This is a genomic window from uncultured Roseibium sp. (assembly GCF_947499295.1).
Taxonomy (GTDB): domain Bacteria; phylum Pseudomonadota; class Alphaproteobacteria; order Rhizobiales; family Stappiaceae; genus Roseibium.
The window spans coordinates 1-2,801 of record NZ_CANMNP010000075.1; the positions used below are offsets into that span (position 1 = coordinate 1).

Here is a 2,801-nt window from a genome sequence, read left to right on the forward strand (position 1 = left end):
CTCAAGTGGGGCTGATCAGAAAATCGATTTACAATTGTTAAAAACCGTCTATCTCTCGTCAGCACTAGTCCCAGTTTCATGAAGAAGCGGAGGCCCCCTTGTCGAAATCTAGATACCAACTCCATGATCTGACAATTGTCATAACGGCAAAGAACGCTGAAAAAACAATTGCTTTCACGTTGAGCAGCTTAGTCCCCACCCTTGAGAGGGGCGCGAGTTGTATAATAGTAAATGATTGCTCGGAGGACAAAACGGCTGAAGTAATAAGGCAATTTGAAAAGACGAATAAACAGACCGTGACAGTGACGAATTCCGCCTCGCTCGGGGCAGGCATTTCGAGAAATATTGCAATAGAAAAGGTTGAAACTGCAATTTTCGCACCGTTAGATGCCGACGATTGGGTATCGAATTCCTTTTACAATGCTCTTATTGCCGGTTTTAACTTCCAAGACAGCATAGACTTCGTTAGGTGTCACTACACCGAATGCAGGGGCTCCTACCGAAAAATTGTAAGAGCTCCATTCGCGGTTACTCATCGACCGTTTCCGCCCCAGTTGGCTATTAAGTCAGTAAATGAGTTAGGCATGGTTGACCACCCGCAAATGTGGGCAGGCGCATATTCAGTCGATTTCTTCAAAAAAAACAATATTTATTACGATGAGCTGGCTACAGCAGAAGATAGGATTGTTAATTGGAAAACTCAATTGCTCGCTAAGAAGATGTGTATTGTAGAAGAAGCCGGTATTTTTTATAGAAGAGAACATAGCCCCGAAGCGCTAACTGAAATAGGTGATCTTCGACAACTGGATTTCCTGGAAGCAATGCTTAATATTATTAACTTTGTTACTCAAAACAAATACTCCGAGCACCTGCCGAAAGCAATTCGGCAAAGTTTAGCCCTTATTTGCCATCATATTAGTAAAAAAGATCGACTAAATAAAGATGTAGTCAGTGAATTGAGAAAAAGATCGAGAATATTTCTCCGAAAACTACCTCAGAGCCAACTTTCCTACGCTATTCAAATGATTGAACCTGAGAGGAAGAAAATCATCAAGGAGCTCCTATGATGCTTATTTGCGAGGTCTCCACAAAATTCGGGTTATTAAACCTCATTTCAACACTAGAAGCGGACGCGGCATTTAAATCACACACAGAAAAAGTTCTCTTGGTCAGCGAACACAATACAAACCCAGAGATTGAACATCAACTATGGGACTATGTGAAAGCCAACAAAGAACCTTTGACTAAATATTTCACGAATTTCTACTTCTTGAATGAACTGATTGCTCCTTTGCACCCGCACAAATGGACGTCGCCCGGTTCTGATATTCAAAGATTTTCCTATCGGAATGTATTTAGTAGGTCGATTGGTGTTCGTTCCAAAGACAAAATTGAACTGCTAGTGGAATCAATTCAGATTCCTCCAGCAAAAACGCTATGCGAGCTGTTCTCAAGAGAAAATATTTTTATCTATTCCGACGGTCTGATGACTTTTGGCCCGACACGAAACAGACTACCTGCGAATATTGGCTCTAGGATAAAAAAAGTTTTTTACTTGGACCTTATTCCTGGTCTGAAACCAAACCTTCTACGTGAATTCGGGGTAACTACTACCGCCTTAAACTGTGATAGATTGTTGGAGTTAATTAATTCTATTTCACAACTTCGGTTGTCAAAAGATAGTTCCAAAAACTTTGATGGATGTCCGGTTGTTTTGGGTCAATATATTTCCGGCTTAGGCCTCTGTACGAATGAAGAAGAAATAGACTTGTACTTTCAAGCTATTAAAAAAAGTTTTGAGCTAGGAGGCCGGAAACGAGTTTTCTTCAAGCCTCACCCAACTTTTTCGTCGGGTCTTCTTCATAGACTTGAGGCCAAGCTGAATAAACAAGCTATAGAATTTAGCTTCTTAAATTCACTACATATTTTTGAGGAATTATTACTACACTCGAAACCATTGTTCATAGTAAGTGTTTTTTCAACTGGCCTCGCAACGGCTAATAGACTATTCGGCATCCCCTGTTACAGCTTTAGAACAGAATATTTTCTCGATAAATTAACTCCCTATGAAAACTCTAACAGAATTCCCGCCGCACTAATAGGGATGGTTTTCGACGATATCGAAACGGGTAGAACCACTAGTAAACAACAAACGCTACAAACGGCCATTGATGTTATTGCTGCCTCAATGCAGCCAGAAATTTTAGCGCCGTGTTATGCTTCGCGAGTTAAGCTAATCGCTACCTTCAGAGAATCCTTTGGTGAGCCGTCTCCCTGTGTTTTGGCGAGGATATTGGATTGTCCGCTCATGTCGAAAGAAGCTTATGAGCGGCAAATCATATCTGAACTCAATGGCAACGTCTTTTCTTCTGGTTTTTCGGAGAACAACAATATTCGTCGATTTGAGAAGGAAGTTCTTCAAGAGAAATCGCCTATTAATAAGTCTTCACTTCTTTACGATGAAGGACAACATGAACTAGCTTTTTTGGTTAGTTTAAAAGCGGTACTTTCTACACCAACCTCAAGCAAGCATGTTGGCATTTTGACTAACTCGATTGACAAAATCGATGAAAAATACAAGCTCCCCTATTCTAGGGCGTTAAAGCTACACTATAGTTCGCGTCCAGATGAAGCATCAAAAAATAAATATACCAGTATACATAAAAATACTTACTTTGAATTGTTATTAAAGTTTAAAAAAAGGTTCTTTGGCTTGTTTAATTTCAAGATTTAAGACGTTTTATACATAGTCTTGATTTGCCCCCCCCCGCTTAATGCGCTTGTGATCAGCCCCACTTGAA

The 2,801-nt window shown here is 40.2% G+C and carries 2 protein-coding genes; both read left to right on the plus strand.

Translation table 11 applies throughout. The features are described from left to right. The first annotated feature begins 98 nt into the window (after positions 1 to 98). Positions 99 to 1,067 (plus strand): glycosyltransferase family A protein, encoded by a 969-nt coding sequence (locus Q0835_RS29595; protein WP_298967027.1) that lies wholly within the window; start codon positions 99 to 101, stop codon positions 1,065 to 1,067. Further along, positions 1,064 to 2,734: a polysialyltransferase family glycosyltransferase gene (locus Q0835_RS29600; protein WP_298967030.1), complete on the plus strand. Its 1,671-nt coding sequence runs from the start codon at positions 1,064 to 1,066 to the stop codon at positions 2,732 to 2,734. Before Q0835_RS29595 ends, Q0835_RS29600 begins: the two co-directional genes overlap by 4 nt. The last annotated feature ends 67 nt before the right edge of the window (positions 2,735 to 2,801 follow it).